Genomic DNA, 16,098 nt, shown 5'->3' with positions numbered 1-16,098 from the left:
ACGTCAATGATGTTAAGTAAGAAAAATAGCGACGTCGTCGAAAACTTCAGCGAGAAACTGGAAGTTGAAGGCCGCAGTTTGTGGCAGGATGCGCGACGCCGCTTTATGCACAACCGCGCCGCGGTGACCAGCCTGATCGTCCTCGCGTTCATCGCCTTATTTGTGACTTTCGCGCCAATGTTGTCGCAGTTTGCCTACGATGATACTGACTGGAATATGATGTCAGCCGCCCCTGATATGGCTTCCCATCACTTCTTCGGGACAGATTCTTCAGGCCGTGATTTGCTGGTGCGTGTGGCGATCGGCGGGCGTATTTCCCTGATGGTTGGCGTGGCGGCAGCGCTGGTTGCGGTGATCCTCGGTACGCTTTACGGGTCATTGTCCGGTTATCTGGGCGGTAAAATTGACTCCGCGATGATGCGCCTGCTGGAAATTCTCAACTCCTTCCCGTTCATGTTCTTCGTCATTCTGCTGGTGACCTTCTTCGGACAAAACATCCTGCTGATCTTCGTGGCGATCGGGATGGTATCCTGGCTGGACATGGCACGTATCGTGCGTGGTCAGACCCTTAGTCTGAAACGTAAAGAATTCATCGAAGCGGCGCTGGTGAGCGGTGTGAATACGCGCAATATTGTGTTGCGTCACATTGTTCCGAACGTACTGGGTGTCGTAGTGGTGTATGCATCGCTGCTGGTACCCAGCATGATCCTGTTCGAATCCTTCCTGAGCTTCCTCGGCTTAGGGACGCAGGAGCCGCTGAGCAGTTGGGGCGCGTTGTTAAGTGATGGCGCCAACTCGATGGAAGTTTCACCTTGGTTACTGCTGTACCCGGCAGGCTTCCTGGTTGTAACTCTGTTTTGTTTCAATTTTATCGGCGATGGCTTGCGTGATGCCCTCGACCCGAAAGATCGTTAAGGAGTGCAACCATGAGCACCATTGAACATTCCACTTTTGCATCGCCCGCTGCGGTTGACGGCAAAGCACCTCCGATCCTGCTGGATGTGCAAGACCTGCGCGTGACTTTCGAGACGCCTGACGGTGACGTGACCGCGGTAAATGACCTGAACTTTGACTTACGTGCCGGTGAAACGCTGGGCATCGTGGGCGAATCAGGCTCCGGTAAATCACAGACTGCATTTGCCCTGATGGGCTTGCTGGCCAGCAACGGTCGCATTGGCGGTTCTGCGAAATTTAATGGCCGCGAAATTCTGAACCTGCCGCAACAGCAGCTCAACAAGCTTCGTGCAGAACAGATATCGATGATTTTCCAGGATCCGATGACATCTCTCAACCCGTACATGCGCGTGGGTGAGCAGCTGATGGAAGTCCTGATCCTGCATAAAAAAATGAGCAGTCGTGAAGCGTTTGAAGAATCTGTACGCATGCTGGACGCGGTAAAAATGCCGGAAGCCCGCAAGCGTATGAAAATGTTCCCGCACGAATTTTCCGGCGGTATGCGCCAGCGCGTAATGATCGCGATGGCCTTATTGTGCCGACCAAAATTGCTGATTGCTGATGAACCCACGACCGCACTGGACGTTACTGTTCAGGCGCAGATCATGACGTTACTTAATGAGCTGAAAGCCGAGTTCAACACCGCCATCATCATGATTACCCATGATCTGGGCGTTGTGGCCGGTATCTGCGATAAAGTGCTGGTGATGTATGCTGGCCGTACCATGGAATATGGTCGTGCGCGCGATGTGTTCTACGATCCGTGTCATCCGTATTCTATCGGCCTGCTGAACGCGGTTCCGCGTCTGGATGCCGAGGGCGGGGCGATGCTCACGATTCCCGGCAATCCGCCAAACTTGTTGCGCCTGCCAAAAGGTTGTCCTTTCCAGCCTCGCTGCCCACATGCGATGGATATCTGCTCCTCGGCTCCGCCGCTTGAGCGTTTCGGTGATGGTCGCCTGCGTGCCTGCTATAAGCCGCTGGAGGAACTGGTATGACTGACAATACAGTAATGAACAGCGCGGCAATGAACACAAACGCACCTGAGAAAAAAGTCCTGCTTGAAGTGGCGGATCTCAAAGTCCATTTCGATATCAAAGACGGCAAACAGTGGTTCTGGCAGCCATCAAAAACCCTGAAAGCGGTTGATGGTGTCACGCTGCGCCTGTATGAAGGTGAAACTCTGGGTGTTGTAGGTGAATCCGGTTGCGGTAAATCTACTTTCGCCCGTGCGCTGATCGGTCTGGTAAAAGCGACCGATGGCCGCGTAGCCTGGTTAGGCAAAGATCTGCTCAATATGTCTGATAATGAGTGGCGCCAGACCCGCAGCGACATCCAGATGATTTTCCAGGATCCGCTGGCGTCTCTGAACCCGCGTATGACTATCGGCGAAATTATTGCCGAGCCGCTGAAAACCTATAATCCGAAAATGCCTCGTGCTGAGGTCAAGGAGAAAGTGAAGGCAATGATGTTAAAGGTCGGGCTGCTGCCTAACCTGATTAACCGTTACCCGCACGAATTCTCCGGCGGTCAGTGTCAGCGTATCGGTATTGCCCGCGCCCTGATCCTTGAACCGAAACTGATTATCTGTGATGAACCGGTTTCTGCTCTGGACGTTTCTATTCAGGCGCAGGTTGTTAACCTGTTGCAACAGTTGCAGCGCGAAATGGGCTTGTCGCTGATTTTCATCGCGCACGATCTGGCAGTGGTGAAGCACATTTCTGACCGTGTCTTGGTGATGTATCTGGGACATGCGGTCGAACTGGGAACTTATGATGAGGTGTACAACAATCCTCAGCATCCGTATACCCGTGCCCTGATGTCTGCGGTGCCCGTGCCGGATCCGGATAAAGAGCGCAACAAGACCATTCAGTTGCTGGAAGGGGAGTTACCTTCGCCGATCAATCCGCCATCAGGCTGCGTATTCCGTACCCGCTGCCCGATTGCCGGACCTGAATGTGCGATCACCCGTCCGTTGCTGGAAGGCAGCTTCCGTCATGCGGTATCCTGCCTGAAAGTTGATCCGCTCTGATAAATACTCTCAGACGGAAAGCATAAAAAAACCTGCCAATGGCAGGTTTTTCTTTTTCTGTTAAGCGCCTCTCCTAAATCACTCCTTCCAGAGGATATGACAGAGCTTATGATCTTTCTCGCGGCACAACAGGACACGGGCAAAGATATCATTAATCGGCTGATCTTCAGCGTCAGCCAGACCAATCACCACTTCCGCGAAGAAGTCAGGATTCAGATCGTAATCCACATGCTCAACCCAGTCTTCTGCGGGATCATATAATTCAGCGCCGCCGCGTTCTTCAAATTGCAAATTGAAGATCAGGATATCCGCTGGATCCAGATTATCTCCGGCCAGTTCCAGAAAGATATCGTAGGCTTGTTCAAGCGTTTCGTCTTCGGTCAGGCGATTATTCAGGTCCATATCATTCTCGTTTACAAATAAGTGTGTTCAGGCTGAAACCAGCCGGTACTGAGCGTATTACATCATGCCCGACGCGGCTTTTACAGCAGCGGACTGAAAAAGTAGAACAAACGTTCAACGATGCGATGCCAGAAAGGCCGCTTAAGCCAGGCTTCGACATCCAGCAGATGCGAACGGGCAAGGTAATCTTCCTGCACACGACCCAGATCGTCACCGAATCCGGCGTCATCAATGACCAGCGTTATTTCAAAATTCAGCCAGAGGCTGCGCATATCGAGATTCACGGTACCAACCAGACTGAGCTGACCGTCGACCAGAATACTTTTGGTATGCAGCAGGCCATCTTCGAACTGATAAATCTTTACACCCGCTTCCAGCAACTCGCCAAAGAAGGCTTTACTGGCCCAGTCGACCATCATTGAATCGTTCTTCATTGGCAAAATGATACTGACATCGACTCCGCGCTGAGCTGCGGTACAAATGGCATGCAGCAGGTCATCACTTGGCACCAGGTAAGGTGTGGTCATCACCAGTTGTTCGCGGGCGGAATACGTTGCAGTCAGCAGCGCCTGGTGGATCATATCTTCCGGGAAGCCCGGACCGGAGGCGATCACCTGAATGGTATGGCCGCTTTCCTGCTCGAACGGCATCTGATTCAGATCCGGTTCCGGTGGCAGAATGCGTTTGCCGGTCTCAATCTCCCAGTCGCAGGAATACACAATGCCCATGGTCGTGGCGACCGGGCCTTCCATACGCGCCATCAGGTCCACCCACTGACCGACGCCAGCATCCTGCTTGAAGAAGCGCGGATCGACCATATTCATGCTGCCGGTATAAGCGACATAGTTGTCGATCAGCACGACTTTACGGTGCTGGCGCAAATCCATACGGCGCAGGAATACACGGAATAAATTCACCTGTAACGCTTCGACCACTTCGATACCGGCGTTGCGCATCATGGCCGGATAAGGGCTGCGGAAGAAGGCCACGCTGCCTGCGGAGTCGAGCATCAGACGGCAATGAATACCACGGCGTGACGCGGCCATCAGGGACTCAGCGACCTGATCCACCAGACCGCCAGGCTGCCAGATATAGAACACCATTTCGATGTTGCTGCGGGCCAGTTCAATATCGCGCATCATGGCTTTCAGCACGTCGTCACTGGTGGTCAGCAGTTGCAGCTGGTTGCCTTTGACGCCCGCAATGCCCTGACGGCGTTCACAAAGCTGGAAAAGAGACGCCGCAATTTCACTGTTTTCTGTCGCGAAAATACGTTTGCAGTCTTTGAGATCATTCAGCCAGCGCGCCGTGGAAGGCCACATGGCTTTAGCACGCTCTGCACGTCGTTTGCCTAAATGCAATTCACCAAACGAAAGATAAGCAATGATGCCGACCAGAGGAATGATGTAGATGATCAGCAGCCATGCCATTGCGGAAGGAACCGCCCGGCGTTTCATCAGAATACGCAGGGTGACGCCGGCAATCAGTAACCAGTAGCCGAAAACCAGAAGTCCGCTGATTACCGTATAAAATGTTGTCATAAAGGCGAAAAATCCTGTTCGCAAGCCATCGGCGTGAGTGTACGTGAAAGGGGCATTCTTTTAACTAACTTTATCCCAGCAATCAATCAGCTACCTCTTAAATCTGTATCCGCTTAATAAAAATGTCACTGCTCTGACATCAAGGTTAGACGATAACGGGGAAGAAGGAAAAAACAAGACTTGGATCACAACGTCATCGGCCTATAATGACCTCCGCAGTTTTTTCCGTTTAAGGCACTTTCTGTAAAAGAAACTCTTCCGTTAAAGAAGCAGTGACGGGCATCACGGGACACAAGTGAATGAAACGCAGTAAAAATGAAGTTGGCCGGTGGCGTATGCTACGCCAGACTCAGCGCCGCAGAAGCCGCTGGCTGGAAGGTCAGTCAAGACGCTATCGTCACATCTACCGCATTCGCCAGATCCACCATCAGCAGCACCAGCGTTTGTCATTATATGCCGTAAATTACGAATGGAATTCCTGATTAGCGGGATTTAGGCTGAAACAGCGCGCCACATTTTTTGCAAACCAGCGTCGAGTTTTTGCGTACTTTTGCAGTCATCTGTTCTGAAACGTAACCACATTCAGGGCATGTGACCTTCGTGGTCGTACTGGTTAGAAACTTCAATCCGTCGAAGAATGACATAGGACGTACCTCGTGGGCAGGGGTAGGCATCCTAACACAGAAGCGATGAAAGCAATGTGACGACATTCGGGGAAATCGCGCCATGACGCATTAGTCATGACGCGTGAGTTTTTAGCGGGCAGAAATCAGTCGAACAACTCAGAAAGAAAACTCTTCTTTTTATACGGCTTATGCGACGAGTAATGACCCCGGTTATCGTAATTGCCATGATGGCGATTGTCGTCCCGGCGGTCGCGCTCGTCATAACGTACAGGCTGAGGACGTTGCTCCTGAGGAGCTTGTACCTGAGCCGCCTGCTGTAGCGCGGCGGACTTCTCAATGATTTTATCCAGCTCACCGCGATCTAACCAGACGCCGCGACAGTCCGGGCAATAGTCGATCTCGATCCCCTGACGTTCAGACATCACCAGCTGGCTTTCTTTGCATACAGGACATTGCATATCCGGTTCTCCATTCGCTTTTGATAAAAATTGCGCAGGTAAATTATTGGCTATCCGGAGAGTTAGACAATCAACTGGCGTAAGCAAAAGTAAAGTTGATTAAAGCAGGAGAGAGGACAGGGCACAGGGAACGACGGGCAGCCCGAAGACTGCCCGAGAAATATCAGAATACGCGTTTGAACGGTTTGACGGTGACTGATTTATAGACGCCTGCGGCGACATAAGGGTCTGCATCGGCCCACACTTTGGCGTCATCGAGCGTTTCAAATTCAACAATCAGTACGGAGCCGGTCATTCCGGCAGCGCCCGGATCTTCACTGTCGATGGCCGGAGTCGGGCCGCCGATCAATACGCGGCCTTGCTCCTGCAATTTTTTCAGGCGTTCGATGTGCGCAGGGCGGGCAGCGGCACGTTTCTCCAGTGAATCCGAAACATCTTCAGAATAAATAACGTAAAGCATGAGTCACCTTTAATTGGGTTTTATAGAGCGATTTGCAGCATTCAGGCGCTGCCAGAGCGTTTTGTAGAATTAACATAGCTAAACCTGAAGTCCGGGGAAAGTGCTTTGCGTAGGATCAAAGCAAAGGTTATTTGAGAATAGTTGTCATCTCGGTGTTGAATATGATTGCTATTTACATTTAAACTTGCGGCTTCACGGGGAAAATGAATCATTATGCCGCTAAAAAAGTTTAGATTTATCTGCAAGGTTACGATTCCGGTTGCGCTTGCTGTCAGTTTGCATGTCGCTGTTATCGCTGGCGTTTTGTATATGACAGTCGGTGAGTCAATCAAATTGCCGACGCAGGAACAAAAGGTGATGAGCGTGACGATGGTCAATCCCGCTGACTTTGCGCCACCTCCGCCGCCGCCTCAGGCTGAACCGACGCCACCTGAACCCGAGCCTGAGCCGGAAGTGGTGCCTGAGCCGCCACCTCCGCCAGAAGCCGTGGTGATCCCTGAACCACCGAAACCCAAACCCAAACCGAAGCCGGTTAAAAAACCCGTGGTGAAACCGAAGGTTAAGCCTGTTGAACGTCCGGTAGAAAAACCGACGCAAACGGTGCAAACCGCGCCGGTGACCAGCAATCAGCCGGTAAACAAACCGTTCAGTCAGCCGCCAGCGTCAACCAATGCAAAAAGTGACAGCGGGCCACGTCCGCTGCAACGCGGGCAGCCTGGTTACCCGGCACGTGCTTTGGCCCTGCGTATCGAAGGTCGTGTACGTGTGCAGTTTGATGTAGACAGCGACGGTCGCGTGCAGAATATCCGCGTGTTGTCAGCCGAACCACGCAACATGTTTGAGCGTGAAGTGAAGCAGGCGATGAACAAATGGCGTTATGAGCCTAAAGCGGCGAGCAACCTGATTGTTAATCTGGTGTTCAAAATCAAAGGCGGCAGCAGTGTGGAGTAACACCTGCTGCGGATTCTGACGTTCAGCACAATAAAAAAGGTCGCCCCTCGAGGCGACCTTTTCGTTTTTAAGCGTTTCAGGAAATCACTCAGTCCTGAGAAACACCGTCTGAATCAACGCTGAAATTACTGCGTCCATCCGGCAACTGACGTGATTTGCCTTCGTCATCCACGGCGACATAGGTAAAGACCGCTTCAGTGGCTCTGTAACGCTGTCCGATAGGCTCAGAAGAGACTTTCTTCACCCAGACTTCAACATTGATGGTAATCGAGCTGTTGCCGGTACGGATACAACGGGCATAACAGCACACCACATCACCGACCGCGACCGGCTTGAGGAATGTCATGCCATCAACGCGAACCGTCACGACGCGACCTTTAGCGATTTCCTTCGCCTGGATCGCACCGCCCATGTCCATCTGTGACATCAGCCAGCCGCCAAAAATATCACCGTTTGCATTGGTGTCAGCGGGCATAGCCAGCGTACGCAACACCATTTCACCATTGGGTAAGCTATGTTTTTCGTTCATGTATTGGGCTTCACACTGTCAAAAGATTAAGGCCTTTCAAAGAAAGGCCTGTGCAAAAAAATGCTTATTTTTTTTCATCATCCGGCATATGCCGGTAAATATAGATACCACTTAACAGCGTAAATACCAGCGTCAGGGCTGTCAGGCCAAAGACCTTAAAGTTGACCCAAATATTTTGTGGCAACCAGAAGGCGACATAGATGTTAGCCAGGCCGCACAGCAGGAAAAAGATCGCCCAGCTGATGTTCAGTTTATTCCACACGTGATCCGGCAATGTCAGCTCTTTACCCAACATACGCTGGATTAAAGGCTTTTTCAGCACCAGCTGACTGATCAGCAATGCGCCGGAGAACAGGACGTAAATCACGGTCACTTTCCATTTAATGAAGTCATCATTATGGAAAACCAGGGTCAGGGTGCCGAAAACCGCCACCATCGCGAAGGTGATTAACGTCATCTTCTCGATTTTACGGTACAGAATCCAGGTGATCACTAACGCTAACGCGGTGGCAGCGATTAACGCGCCTGATGCGACAAAGATGTCGTAAAGCTTATAAACCACAAAAAAGACAATCAGGGGAAGAAAATCGAGGAGCTGCTTCATACTTCATTCCATGTTTTATGTATGGGATGACTATACCGGAATCATTTCACGGACAAAAGAAAAGGGCGCCGGAGCGCCCCTTAAAAACGTATGTCTATATTATGCATGTAATTTCATGTAAAGACGGAACAGATAAATGAGCATAAATGCACTGATGATATTGCTGACTGCGCCGAGAATAACGGCGCCAATCATCGGATTGAGTGCGCTCAGAACGCCGACAAACAGCATCAGAACCACTTGTGCCACAATCCACAACATCACAGCCGGTGCCACAAGACGTACATTTGAGAAGGCCAGACGTGTACTCAGGCGCATCGCTTTGAAGGCACCCGTGTTCTCTTTGCACGCGATAACCGGGGATAACGCCCATGCAATCGCAATCAGGAAAGCAGGAACAAACAGCAGTGCCAGCCCGATACGGAACATCACGCTGTAAATGAAGAGCAAAATAGCCAGACGCGGCAGAACCGGCAGGGAAGCGGTCATCACCTGAACGACACTGGCGCGTACACCCTGAGAAACCAGCTGAATGAGCGTTAATACGCCGCCGACCAGAATGACGTTACCAGCCAGGGTGGAAAACAGCGCTGCCAGGCTATAGCGGAAAATAGCGCTTTGCTGCTCCGGAGTAATTTGCTGTTCGATATAACCCATCATATCGCCGACGCTCATGCCGGTCATGTTGCTCATCAGTTGGCCGATAGCATCGATCTGCTCAGCGGAAGGACTTAAAACCCAGCTCAATATGACGGTAATCAATGCGGCCAGAACCGAGAGCGCCAAAACGCTACTCATCTGATTACGCATAAAATTATAACTGTCACGGTACAACGTACTGGCCGTGATAGACATGGACGCTCCTTGGCAAAAAGCAAAAATCAATAAGGCGGCGATTGTACCCTTTAAATATACTCCGCCGATAGTTTTGCGCTGATTTCCTGTCAGTTTGCCTGATGAATCTCTGCGTAAACGTCGCTGAGGTGACTGAGAACAATCGCCAGTAAACTCGTATTCAGCCCACGGCACCATTTTAAAACCAACTTGTGTATGCAAATTACGCAACGCTATTTTTTTAGCAACTGGGATTACACCTGTTAACAAATCTACAAAACCCCCTCATTTTTGATGTAGATCAATTCCTTTGTTTTTATAGATTTAGATCGCTTTGCGGAAGATGCATTTTCTTACTTTTTGTTTTAAAGATGTGATCTCGCATTGATCAAACCATACCAAAGAGTAGGTATCATTCGCGCGGTTGATAAATAATCCACACAAAGGGAAGGGACAATGAAAGCAGCATATTGGGCATTAGTCGCAGCAGCGGCATTTCCGGCAGTCGCGAGCGCACATCAGGCAGGGGATGTGATTTTTCGCGTAGGCACCGCCACGGTACGTCCGACAGAAGGTTCGGATAACGTGCTGGGTCTGGGGTCATTTAATATCAACAACAATACCCAGATGGGCTTAACACTTGGCTACATGTTCACCGACAATATCGGCATGGAGTTGCTGGCCGCGACGCCGTTCCAGCACAAAGTCGGTTTGCAAAGTACCGGGACAATCGCAGAAGTGAAGCAGTTGCCGCCTTCATTGATGGCGCAGTATTACTTCGGTGACAGACAGGACAAATTGCGTCCTTACCTCGGTGTGGGTATCAACTACACCACGTTCTATGACACGGATTTCAACCAGACCGGGCGTGATGCCGGGCTGTCTGATTTAAGCGTCAAAGATTCATGGGGCGTGGCAACGCAGGCGGGGCTGGATTACAACCTGGACGACAACTGGTTAATCAACATGTCTGTGTGGTGGATGGATATTGATACGGAAGTTAAATTCAAAGCCGGTGGTGAGCAGCAAAACATCAACACCCGGATCGATCCGTGGGTCTTTATGTTTGGCGTCGGCTATCGTTTCTGATTTTAAAGAAAAAAACACAAAAAAAGAGGCGCTTCGGCGCCTCTTCGCTTTTCAGTTTACCGCATTTGCGGGCTTATTTTACCCGCATATCATTTTCAATCGAACGTACACCTGCAACGCCACGCGTCACTTCTACCGCACGGTTTGCATCCGCTGTTGACGTCACAAAACCACTTAACTGCACGCGGCCTTTAAAGGTCTCGACGCTAATCTCAGTGGATTTAATCGTTTTATCGGCCAGCAGGGCTGATTTTACTTTTGTCGTGACAACAGTGTCATCGATGTAACCACCGGTTCCTTCTGATTTTTTAGTCGGTGCACAAGCGGCAACGGCCATGACCACAACGGCTGCCATGCAGAATGCGGACAATGTTTTGAATAGCTTCATAAAATAACTCTCCATGATTTGTTATAAAACCAAAAGAAACAAACGTTTAACTGAGCAGATGATATCTCTCTCACGTACAGTATCATTGATCTGCAGAGTAATTTTAGTTTGGATTATTGAAATGGGTAATACAAATTAAGCGGGGTAAAAAAAAGTAAGAAATTAAAAGAAACAGAACCTTAGTCACTGTATGACTGAGGTTCTGTTTTAGAGAAGGTTATGCGTGGGTTGCGGCCTTCATTTCACTGACAAAGCGGGAAAGCTGAGCCAGCATTTCAGAAGGCTGATGCTGGTTGTTTTCGATGATACGCACTGTCGCTGAACCGGAAATCGCACCGGCTGCGCCTGCGGCCAGCGTTTCTTTCACCTGTGAAGGTTCAGAAATACCAAAGCCCTGCAATGGTGGCGCAGCATTGTATTCCCGCAACTTATCAACCATGTGATTCAGCGGCGTCAGCGCGCGCTTCTCCGTACCGGTAACGCCAGCGCGGGACAGCAAATAGGTGTAGCCGCGACCATGAGAAGAAATCTCACGCAGCAAGTCATCCGACGCATTTGGCGGGCAGATGAAAATTGGCGCAATACCGTGTCGCAATGCAGCGGCGCGGAACGGCGTGGATTCTTCAAACGGCACATCGGCCACCAGCACAGAATCGACGCCCACTTCAGCGCAACGCTGATAGAAGGTTTCGATACCGTTGTGGAACACCAGATTGGCGTACATCAGCAGGCCAATCGGAATGTCCGGGTGCTTTTCACGGATGCGTGCGAGCATATTGAAACACTGCGTCGGTGTCACACCCGCTGCGAAAGCGCGCAGGTTAGCATTCTGAATCGTCGGGCCGTCAGCCAGCGGGTCAGAGAACGGGATCCCCAGTTCCAGCGCATCCGCACCCGCTTCAATCAGCGTGTCGATGATGGACAGGGAAAGCTCAACGCCCGGATCGCCCAGCGTAACGAAAGGAACAAATGCACCTTCTTTTTTGCTTTCCAGACGCTTGAATAATTGCTGATAACGTTCCATTAAATTTCTCCCCGGGCAGTCAGGATGTCGTGTACGGTGAAAATGTCTTTGTCGCCGCGACCTGACAAATTCACGACCAGGATTTGTTCTTTCTCTGGCGTTTCCTTGATCAGTTTCAACGCATAAGCCAGCGCGTGTGAGGATTCCAGCGCAGGAATAATCCCTTCATGACGGGACAATTCTTTAAAGGCATCCAGCGCTTCATCATCGGTAATCGACACATATTCTGCACGGCCGATACTGTTGAGGAAGGCGTGTTGCGGGCCGACAGACGGGAAATCCAGACCGGCTGAAATCGAGTAGGACTCTTCAATCTGACCTTCAGACGTCTGCATCATTGGCGCTTTCATGCCGAAATAAATGCCGACGTGACCGTGTTTAAGCGGCGCGCCGTGTTGTCCGGTTTCGATACCCAGACCACCCGGTTCAACCCCAATCAGTTTCACGCTGGTGTCGTCGATGAAATCTGCAAACATGCCAATGGCATTGGAACCGCCACCGACGCAGGCAATCACCGCATCCGGCAGACAGCCTTCGCGTTCCTGCATCTGGGATTTGGTTTCTTCGCCGATCATGCGCTGGAATTCGCGCACGATAGTCGGATACGGATGCGGGCCTGCTGCGGTGCCCAGCATGTAGTGTGCTGTTTCATAGCTGCCTGACCAGTCACGCAGTGCCTCATTACAGGCATCTTTCAGCGTGGATGAACCGCTGTGTACCGGGATCACTTCCGCACCCATCAGGCGCATACGGAACACGTTTGGCGACTGACGCTCAATGTCTTTGGCACCCATATAAATGCGGCATTTCAGACCGAGCAGGGCGCAGGCCAGAGCCGATGCCACACCGTGCTGGCCGGCACCGGTTTCAGCAATGATTTCTGTTTTGCCCATGCGTTTTGCCAGCAATGCCTGACCCAACACCTGGTTAGTCTTATGCGCGCCGCCGTGCAGCAAATCTTCACGCTTAAGATACAGCTTGGTTTTAGTACCGGCGGTGAGGTTTTTGCACAGTGTCAGCGCCGTCGGGCGACCTGCGTAGTTTTTCAGCAAATCAATAAATTCAGCCTGAAACTCAGGGTCGCGCTGTGCACTGACAAAGGCTTCTTCCAGCTGGACCAGCGCAGGCATCAGAATTTGCGGAACATACTGGCCGCCAAATTCGCCGAAGTAGGGATTAAGTAAAGTCATGTTATTCCGTCCTGTCTGTCAATTTTTGCGTCATTGCGTGCGGCTTAGTACGCCCGCAATGTCTGGAATACGGCGGTAATTTTTTCGGCATCTTTGATGCCCGGCTCGCTTTCAACACCGGAGTTGAAATCCAGACCTGCACAACCGAGCTGTGCGGCTTCAACACAGTTATCTGCGCTCAGGCCACCGGCGAGTAACGTATTGCTCAGATCGTGACCGGCCAGTTTACTCCAGTCGAAACGATAACCGGTGCCGCCTTTGCCGTTGTCGAGCACGTAACGATCCACGTGGTTCAGGTCGCGCGCGGGCAATGTTTCTTTGACGCTCAGCGCTTTCCAGATCTGCACGGCTTCCGGCAGCGCTGCGCGCAGTTCATCGATATAGGCCTGGCTCTCATCGCCGTGAAGTTGCACGGCGGTCAGTTTCAGAATCTCTGCGGTTTGTACCACTGTGCTGACGGTTTCATCGCGGAACACGCCGACATATTTCAGCGGCGCGCCGTTCTGCACTTCTTTCGCCAGCGTTTGTGTGACGAAACGCGGTGAGGTTTCGACAAAAATCAGTCCGCCATAAATGGCACCGGCGTCGTAGGCCGCTTTGGCGTCCTCAGCGCGGGTCAGGCCGCAGACTTTATTATCACCGAGCAGCACACGACGCACGGCAGCGGACAAATCTTGTTCTGACATCAGCGCGCTGCCAATCAGGAAACCATTGGCGAAGCGGCTGAGCTCACGAATTTGCCCGTAAGTATTAATGCCGGATTCACTGATGACCGTCATGCCGTGCGGAACGCGCGGTGCCAGTTCACGGGTGCGGTTCAGGTCGATGGATAAATCGCGCAGGTCGCGGTTATTGATACCGACCACTTTCGCTTTCAGCTTAACGGCGCGATCCAGTTCTTCTTCATTACTCGCTTCGGTCAGTACGCCCATATTCAGGCTGTGAGCGACGGCGGCGAGCTGAACGTACTGGTCATCATCCAGCACTGACAGCATCAGCAAAATCGCATCGGCCTGATAAAAGCGGGCCAGGTGGATCTGATACGGGTCGATAATAAAATCTTTGCACAGCACCGGCTGTGTGACGGTTTTGCTGACCAGCGGCAGGAAATCAAAACTGCCCTGGAAGTATTTCTCATCGGTTAATACTGAAATGGCGGACGCATGGTCTTTATAAACACTGGCGATTTCTACCGGATCGAAGTTTTCGCGGATCTTCCCTTTCGACGGAGAGGCTTGTTTACACTCCAGAATAAAGGCCGTTCTTGCACCTTGCAGGGCATGGTAGAAACTGCGCTGGCTCTGAGTTATTTCGTTCTGAAAGCTGGCCAGCGGTTGTTGTTCTTTGCGTGCCGCGACCCAAATTTCCTTGTCGCGTACAATTTTGTGGAGCACGGTTTCCTGCTGCATCACTTATCCTCTTGCTGCCAATGCCAGCACGCGCTGGTAAGGTTCACCGCTGCGCATGACGGCCAAAGCCTGTTGTGCATTTTGCTTTAAGTCTTCCTGACCGAACAGACGCAGTAACATCGCCACATTGACGGCTACCGCGGCTTCATGGGCCGGATCTCCTTTACCTTGTAATAAGCGTGCCAGAATGTCACGGTTTTCTTCCGGCTCGCCGCCCAGCAAGGATTCAATCGGATAATTATCCAGACCGAAGTCCTGCGGCGTCAGTTCATAAGTGGTGATTTTACCGTCTTTCAGCTCGGCAACCTGTGTGGCTGCGTGGATAGCAACCTCATCCATTCCGCCGCCGTGAACCACTGCCGCACGCTCATATCCCAGCGCACGCAATGTTTCGGCAATCGGCTGCACCAGCTCCGGGCTGTACACGCCAATCAGCGCCAGCGGCGGACGTGCCGGGTTAATCAGCGGACCCAGCACGTTAAACAGCGTGCGGGTTTTCAGTGCTTTGCGTACCGGCATCGCATGGCGAAAACCAGTGTGATATTGCGGTGCGAACAGGAAACACACGTTCAGGTCATCCAGCGCGGCGCGGGATTCTTCCGCTGGCATATCCAGACGGATACCAAACGCCACCAGTAAATCCGACGAGCCCGAACGGCTGGACACGCTGCGGTTGCCGTGTTTCGCCACGCGAGCGCCACACGCCGCGGCCACAAAGGCGCTGGCGGTAGAAATGTTGATGCTGTTGGTGCCATCGCCGCCGGTGCCGACAATGTCAGCGAACTGATAATCAGGACGCGGGAACGGTTCCGCGTGTGCCAGCAACGCTTTGGCGGCACCGGCGATTTCAGCCGGTTGTTCGCCACGCACTTTCATGCTGATTAATGCACCGGCCAGCTGCGCCGGTTCCAGTTCGCCATTCACGATGGCGGTAAATAACTGCTGGCTTTCTTCCTGCGTCATTGTCTGAGCGCGAAACAGATTTTCGAGAATGCCGGGAATAGTTTGCGTTTTCATGACAGTTCTCCTTACGCCAAAGCCCAGGCCAGTGTCTGCTCAAGCAGACGGGCGCCCTGTGAAGTTAAGATGGATTCCGGATGGAACTGGAAACCGCAAACGCGATCTTCTTCGTGACGCACTGCCATCACCATGTCGCCGAAACGGGCGTTAACGGTCAGACCGTCGGGGATCTGGCTGCCGACCAGCGAGTGATAACGTGCTACCGGCAGCGGGTTGTTCATACCGGCAAACATAGCTTCGTTGTCATGCGTAACAGAAGACGCTTTACCGTGCAGGATTTCACCCGCCTGACCTACAAATCCGCCGTAGGTTTCGACAATCGCCTGATGACCCAGGCAGATACCGATAATCGGTAACTGGCCGCGCAGACGTTTCAGCAGTTCCGGCATGCAGCCCGCTTCGGAAGGCGTACCCGGACCCGGAGAAAGCACCAGCACGGGTTTTTCCAGCTGGCTGAGTTTTTCAATAATCACGTCAGCCGGTATCTGATTGCGGTAAATCACCACGTTATGACCACTTGAACGCAGCTGATCGACGAGGTTGTAAGTAAAGGAATCGATGTTATCGATGAGTAAGATATCGGCCAT

The 16,098-nt window shown here is 51.8% G+C and carries 18 protein-coding genes and 1 pseudogene; 6 read left to right on the top strand and 13 right to left on the bottom strand.

Features of this window, described 5'->3' with window-relative positions; translation table 11 throughout:
* Nucleotides 1-6: 6 nt before the first annotated feature.
* Genes oppC through oppF form a run of 3 tightly spaced genes read left to right on the top strand, consistent with a single transcriptional unit; the run spans nucleotide 7 to nucleotide 2,986 of the window.
* Entirely contained in the window at nucleotides 7-915 is a 909-nt protein-coding gene (gene oppC, locus ACJY2G_RS08805) for an oligopeptide ABC transporter permease OppC (RefSeq protein WP_430319141.1), read from the top strand.
* A gap of 11 nt (nucleotides 916-926) precedes the next feature.
* On the top strand, nucleotides 927-1,952 hold the full coding sequence (locus ACJY2G_RS08800; protein ID WP_232829873.1) for an ABC transporter ATP-binding protein: 1,026 nt from the start codon (nucleotides 927-929) through the stop codon (nucleotides 1,950-1,952).
* A gap of 29 nt (nucleotides 1,953-1,981) precedes the next feature.
* The gene (gene oppF, locus ACJY2G_RS08795) at nucleotides 1,982-2,986 is read left to right on the top strand and encodes a murein tripeptide/oligopeptide ABC transporter ATP binding protein OppF (RefSeq protein WP_112288864.1); all 1,005 of its coding nucleotides are present in this window, start codon (nucleotides 1,982-1,984) and stop codon (nucleotides 2,984-2,986) included.
* 78 nt (nucleotides 2,987-3,064) lie between these two features.
* On the opposite strand, the gene ACJY2G_RS08790 is transcribed toward oppF, so the two are convergent.
* Nucleotides 3,065-3,388 carry an HI1450 family dsDNA-mimic protein gene (locus tag ACJY2G_RS08790; protein ID WP_112288828.1) on the bottom strand — a complete coding sequence of 108 codons (324 nt, stop codon included), beginning with the start codon at nucleotides 3,386-3,388 and terminating at the stop codon, nucleotides 3,065-3,067.
* An 80-nt stretch (nucleotides 3,389-3,468) separates the two neighbouring features.
* Nucleotides 3,469-4,929, bottom strand: coding sequence for a cardiolipin synthase (gene cls, locus ACJY2G_RS08785; protein ID WP_430319140.1), 1,461 nt, complete (start codon nucleotides 4,927-4,929; stop codon nucleotides 3,469-3,471).
* 299 nt (nucleotides 4,930-5,228) lie between these two features.
* Here cls and ACJY2G_RS08780 point away from each other — a divergent pair, with 299 nt between their 5' ends.
* Nucleotides 5,229-5,411 (top strand): YciY family protein, encoded by a 183-nt coding sequence (locus ACJY2G_RS08780; protein WP_101076905.1) that lies wholly within the window; start codon nucleotides 5,229-5,231, stop codon nucleotides 5,409-5,411.
* On the opposite strand, the gene ACJY2G_RS08775 is transcribed toward ACJY2G_RS08780, so the two are convergent.
* The 3 genes from ACJY2G_RS08775 to ACJY2G_RS08765 form a co-directional block, all read right to left on the bottom strand.
* On the bottom strand, nucleotides 5,412-5,573 hold the full coding sequence (locus tag ACJY2G_RS08775; protein WP_217150653.1) for a YnfU family zinc-binding protein: 162 nt from the start codon (nucleotides 5,571-5,573) through the stop codon (nucleotides 5,412-5,414). It abuts the gene before it with no gap.
* A 125-nt stretch (nucleotides 5,574-5,698) separates the two neighbouring features.
* Nucleotides 5,699-6,013 carry a zf-TFIIB domain-containing protein gene (locus tag ACJY2G_RS08770; protein ID WP_129639837.1) on the bottom strand — a complete coding sequence of 105 codons (315 nt, stop codon included), beginning with the start codon at nucleotides 6,011-6,013 and terminating at the stop codon, nucleotides 5,699-5,701.
* Between the two features lie 163 nt (nucleotides 6,014-6,176).
* Complete coding sequence (locus ACJY2G_RS08765) at nucleotides 6,177-6,473, bottom strand: YciI family protein (RefSeq protein ID WP_112288831.1); 297 nt, start codon at nucleotides 6,471-6,473, stop codon at nucleotides 6,177-6,179.
* Between the two features lie 213 nt (nucleotides 6,474-6,686).
* Between ACJY2G_RS08765 and ACJY2G_RS08760 the strand changes: the two genes are divergently transcribed.
* Nucleotides 6,687-7,424 carry a TonB family protein gene (locus ACJY2G_RS08760; protein WP_439291662.1) on the top strand — a complete coding sequence of 246 codons (738 nt, stop codon included), beginning with the start codon at nucleotides 6,687-6,689 and terminating at the stop codon, nucleotides 7,422-7,424.
* An 88-nt stretch (nucleotides 7,425-7,512) separates the two neighbouring features.
* Here ACJY2G_RS08760 and yciA read toward each other — a convergent pair whose 3' ends face one another.
* The 3 genes from yciA to ACJY2G_RS08745 all read right to left on the bottom strand — a co-directional run bounded on the left by yciA (nucleotide 7,513) and on the right by ACJY2G_RS08745 (nucleotide 9,412).
* A complete protein-coding gene (gene yciA / locus ACJY2G_RS08755) occupies nucleotides 7,513-7,953 on the bottom strand; it encodes an acyl-CoA thioester hydrolase YciA (RefSeq protein WP_013575935.1) in 441 nt (146 codons plus the stop codon).
* A gap of 64 nt (nucleotides 7,954-8,017) precedes the next feature.
* Nucleotides 8,018-8,557 (bottom strand): septation protein A, encoded by a 540-nt coding sequence (locus ACJY2G_RS08750; RefSeq protein ID WP_439291661.1) that lies wholly within the window; start codon nucleotides 8,555-8,557, stop codon nucleotides 8,018-8,020.
* Between the two features lie 99 nt (nucleotides 8,558-8,656).
* A complete protein-coding gene (locus ACJY2G_RS08745; RefSeq protein WP_112288834.1) occupies nucleotides 8,657-9,412 on the bottom strand; it encodes a YciC family protein in 756 nt (251 codons plus the stop codon).
* A gap of 435 nt (nucleotides 9,413-9,847) precedes the next feature.
* On the opposite strand from ACJY2G_RS08745, the gene ompW reads away from it, so the two are divergent.
* Complete coding sequence (gene ompW, locus ACJY2G_RS08740; protein ID WP_112288835.1) at nucleotides 9,848-10,480, top strand: outer membrane protein OmpW; 633 nt, start codon at nucleotides 9,848-9,850, stop codon at nucleotides 10,478-10,480.
* Nucleotides 10,481-10,553: 73 nt separating this feature from the next.
* Here the strand turns inward: ompW and ACJY2G_RS08735 are convergent, their stop codons facing one another.
* From ACJY2G_RS08735 to trpD, 5 genes and pseudogenes are all read right to left on the bottom strand, one after another.
* Nucleotides 10,554-10,868 carry a BON domain-containing protein gene (locus tag ACJY2G_RS08735; RefSeq protein WP_095921655.1) on the bottom strand — a complete coding sequence of 105 codons (315 nt, stop codon included), beginning with the start codon at nucleotides 10,866-10,868 and terminating at the stop codon, nucleotides 10,554-10,556.
* Between the two features lie 217 nt (nucleotides 10,869-11,085).
* Nucleotides 11,086-11,892 carry a tryptophan synthase subunit alpha gene (gene trpA, locus ACJY2G_RS08730; protein WP_439291660.1) on the bottom strand — a complete coding sequence of 269 codons (807 nt, stop codon included), beginning with the start codon at nucleotides 11,890-11,892 and terminating at the stop codon, nucleotides 11,086-11,088.
* Nucleotides 11,892-13,082 carry a tryptophan synthase subunit beta gene (trpB, locus tag ACJY2G_RS08725; RefSeq protein WP_112288837.1) on the bottom strand — a complete coding sequence of 397 codons (1,191 nt, stop codon included), beginning with the start codon at nucleotides 13,080-13,082 and terminating at the stop codon, nucleotides 11,892-11,894. The genes trpA and trpB overlap by 1 nt, the downstream gene beginning before the upstream one ends.
* A 44-nt stretch (nucleotides 13,083-13,126) precedes the next feature.
* On the bottom strand, nucleotides 13,127-14,491 hold the full coding sequence (trpCF, locus tag ACJY2G_RS08720; RefSeq protein WP_439291659.1) for a bifunctional indole-3-glycerol-phosphate synthase TrpC/phosphoribosylanthranilate isomerase TrpF: 1,365 nt from the start codon (nucleotides 14,489-14,491) through the stop codon (nucleotides 13,127-13,129).
* Between the two features lie 3 nt (nucleotides 14,492-14,494).
* Nucleotides 14,495-16,098 (bottom strand): annotated as a pseudogene (gene trpD, locus ACJY2G_RS08715) (bifunctional anthranilate synthase glutamate amidotransferase component TrpG/anthranilate phosphoribosyltransferase TrpD).

The sequence above is a fragment of the Rahnella sp. ATs2 genome (genome assembly GCF_051851855.1).
GTDB lineage: Bacteria > Pseudomonadota > Gammaproteobacteria > Enterobacterales > Enterobacteriaceae > Rahnella > Rahnella variigena.
Note: the sequence above shows the minus strand (reverse complement) of the source record. Positions and strands in the feature narration are given on the sequence as shown.

What these genes read in the sequence shown, in the direction of transcription:
- oppC (WP_430319141.1), top strand. Translation starts at nt 7, where the DNA reads ATGATGTTAAGTAAGAAAAATAGCGACGTCGTCGAAAACTTCAGCGAG.
- ACJY2G_RS08800 (WP_232829873.1), top strand. Translation starts at nt 927, where the DNA reads ATGAGCACCATTGAACATTCCACTTTTGCATCGCCCGCTGCGGTTGAC.
- oppF (WP_112288864.1), top strand. Translation starts at nt 1,982, where the DNA reads ATGAACACAAACGCACCTGAGAAAAAAGTCCTGCTTGAAGTGGCGGAT.
- ACJY2G_RS08790 (WP_112288828.1), bottom strand. Translation starts at nt 3,388, where the DNA reads ATGGACCTGAATAATCGCCTGACCGAAGACGAAACGCTTGAACAAGCC.
- cls (WP_430319140.1), bottom strand. Translation starts at nt 4,929, where the DNA reads ATGACAACATTTTATACGGTAATCAGCGGACTTCTGGTTTTCGGCTAC.
- ACJY2G_RS08780 (WP_101076905.1), top strand. Translation starts at nt 5,229, where the DNA reads ATGAAACGCAGTAAAAATGAAGTTGGCCGGTGGCGTATGCTACGCCAG.
- ACJY2G_RS08775 (WP_217150653.1), bottom strand. Translation starts at nt 5,573, where the DNA reads ATGTCATTCTTCGACGGATTGAAGTTTCTAACCAGTACGACCACGAAG.
- ACJY2G_RS08770 (WP_129639837.1), bottom strand. Translation starts at nt 6,013, where the DNA reads ATGCAATGTCCTGTATGCAAAGAAAGCCAGCTGGTGATGTCTGAACGT.
- ACJY2G_RS08765 (WP_112288831.1), bottom strand. Translation starts at nt 6,473, where the DNA reads ATGCTTTACGTTATTTATTCTGAAGATGTTTCGGATTCACTGGAGAAA.
- ACJY2G_RS08760 (WP_439291662.1), top strand. Translation starts at nt 6,687, where the DNA reads ATGCCGCTAAAAAAGTTTAGATTTATCTGCAAGGTTACGATTCCGGTT.
- yciA (WP_013575935.1), bottom strand. Translation starts at nt 7,953, where the DNA reads ATGAACGAAAAACATAGCTTACCCAATGGTGAAATGGTGTTGCGTACG.
- ACJY2G_RS08750 (WP_439291661.1), bottom strand. Translation starts at nt 8,557, where the DNA reads ATGAAGCAGCTCCTCGATTTTCTTCCCCTGATTGTCTTTTTTGTGGTT.
- ACJY2G_RS08745 (WP_112288834.1), bottom strand. Translation starts at nt 9,412, where the DNA reads ATGTCTATCACGGCCAGTACGTTGTACCGTGACAGTTATAATTTTATG.
- ompW (WP_112288835.1), top strand. Translation starts at nt 9,848, where the DNA reads ATGAAAGCAGCATATTGGGCATTAGTCGCAGCAGCGGCATTTCCGGCA.
- ACJY2G_RS08735 (WP_095921655.1), bottom strand. Translation starts at nt 10,868, where the DNA reads ATGAAGCTATTCAAAACATTGTCCGCATTCTGCATGGCAGCCGTTGTG.
- trpA (WP_439291660.1), bottom strand. Translation starts at nt 11,892, where the DNA reads ATGGAACGTTATCAGCAATTATTCAAGCGTCTGGAAAGCAAAAAAGAA.
- trpB (WP_112288837.1), bottom strand. Translation starts at nt 13,082, where the DNA reads ATGACTTTACTTAATCCCTACTTCGGCGAATTTGGCGGCCAGTATGTT.
- trpCF (WP_439291659.1), bottom strand. Translation starts at nt 14,491, where the DNA reads ATGCAGCAGGAAACCGTGCTCCACAAAATTGTACGCGACAAGGAAATT.